Source organism: Chryseobacterium subflavum (genome assembly GCF_055762745.1).
This window is the reverse complement of sequence record NZ_JBVTMR010000013.1, coordinates 1-1,966: the sequence shown is the minus strand read 5'-3', so window position 1 is coordinate 1,966 and position 1,966 is coordinate 1. Positions and strand designations below refer to the sequence as shown.

The window sequence follows — 1,966 nt, the reverse complement described above, 5'->3', positions numbered from 1 at the left end:
TACTTTTGCCCCACTGAAAACGAGAGATAGTAGGTAGCGCAGAAGAGAGTAATTATAAACGAAAGATTTAAAAAAAATAAATAATAATTTATTTTGAAAATTGAGAAAAGTTTGTATCTTTGCAGTCCCAATTAAGGGAGCGCGGAGTAAAATTGAGATAAGTGTTAGAGAGGGATTAAGGTTACAGAAAAAACTTTAAAATTTTCTTCAAAAACATTTGGTCAGTTCAGAAACATTAATTACTTTTGCACTCGCAAATCTAAAGCAAAAACGACAGAGAAAAAGCTTTAGAGAAAAGCGGAAGAAAAGAGATCATTGAAATACAATATAACAACCAAGTAAGGAAAAACTAAAGCGTCAAAACTTTGAGTGAGTCAGACAAACATACAATGGAGAGTTTGATCCTGGCTCAGGATGAACGCTAGCGGGAGGCCTAACACATGCAAGCCGAGCGGTATAGATCTTTCGGGATCTAGAGAGCGGCGCACGGGTGCGGAACACGTGTGCAACCTACCTTTATCAGGGGGATAGCCTTTCGAAAGGAAGATTAATACCCCATAATATATTTGATGGCATCATTAGATATTGAAAACTCCGGTGGATAGAGATGGGCACGCGCAAGATTAGATAGTTGGTGAGGTAACGGCTCACCAAGTCAATGATCTTTAGGGGGCCTGAGAGGGTGATCCCCCACACTGGTACTGAGACACGGACCAGACTCCTACGGGAGGCAGCAGTGAGGAATATTGGACAATGGGTGAGAGCCTGATCCAGCCATCCCGCGTGAAGGATGACGGCCCTATGGGTTGTAAACTTCTTTTGTATAGGGATAAACCTACCCTCGTGAGGGTAGCTGAAGGTACTATACGAATAAGCACCGGCTAACTCCGTGCCAGCAGCCGCGGTAATACGGAGGGTGCAAGCGTTATCCGGATTTATTGGGTTTAAAGGGTCCGTAGGCGGACTCGTAAGTCAGTGGTGAAATCTCATAGCTTAACTATGAAACTGCCATTGATACTGCGGGTCTTGAGTAAGGTAGAGGTAGCTGGAATAAGTAGTGTAGCGGTGAAATGCATAGATATTACTTAGAACACCAATTGCGAAGGCAGGTTACCATGTCTTAACTGACGCTGATGGACGAAAGCGTGGGGAGCGAACAGGATTAGATACCCTGGTAGTCCACGCCGTAAACGATGCTAACTCGTTTTTGGGTTTTCGGATTCAGAGACTAAGCGAAAGTGATAAGTTAGCCACCTGGGGAGTACGAACGCAAGTTTGAAACTCAAAGGAATTGACGGGGGCCCGCACAAGCGGTGGATTATGTGGTTTAATTCGATGATACGCGAGGAACCTTACCAAGGCTTAAATGGGAAATGACAGGCTTAGAAATAGGCTTTTCTTCGGACATTTTTCAAGGTGCTGCATGGTTGTCGTCAGCTCGTGCCGTGAGGTGTTAGGTTAAGTCCTGCAACGAGCGCAACCCCTGTCACTAGTTGCCATCATTCAGTTGGGGACTCTAGTGAGACTGCCTACGCAAGTAGAGAGGAAGGTGGGGATGACGTCAAATCATCACGGCCCTTACGCCTTGGGCCACACACGTAATACAATGGCCAGTACAGAGGGCTGCTACCAGGCGACTGGATGCTAATCTCGAAAGCTGGTCTCAGTTCGGATTGGAGTCTGCAACTCGACTCTATGAAGCTGGAATCGCTAGTAATCGCGCATCAGCCATGGCGCGGTGAATACGTTCCCGGGCCTTGTACACACCGCCCGTCAAGCCATGGAAGTCTGGGGTACCTGAAGTCGGTGACCGTAACAGGAGCTGCCTAGGGTAAAACAGGTAACTAGGGCTAAGTCGTAACAAGGTAGCCGTACCGGAAGGTGCGGCTGGAACATCTCATTTTAGAGCGTTGAAGAACGTTAAACAAAATAAAGGTACTTAAGTGTACCATGTACTTACTTAAAG

At 46.1% G+C, this 1,966-nt stretch carries 1 rRNA gene; it reads left to right on the top strand.

Annotated features, from left to right (window positions below):
• Positions 1 to 386 precede the first annotated feature (386 nt).
• Positions 387 to 1,903, top strand: a 16S ribosomal RNA gene (locus AC0INN_RS21720).
• The last annotated feature ends 63 nt before the right edge of the window (positions 1,904 to 1,966 follow it).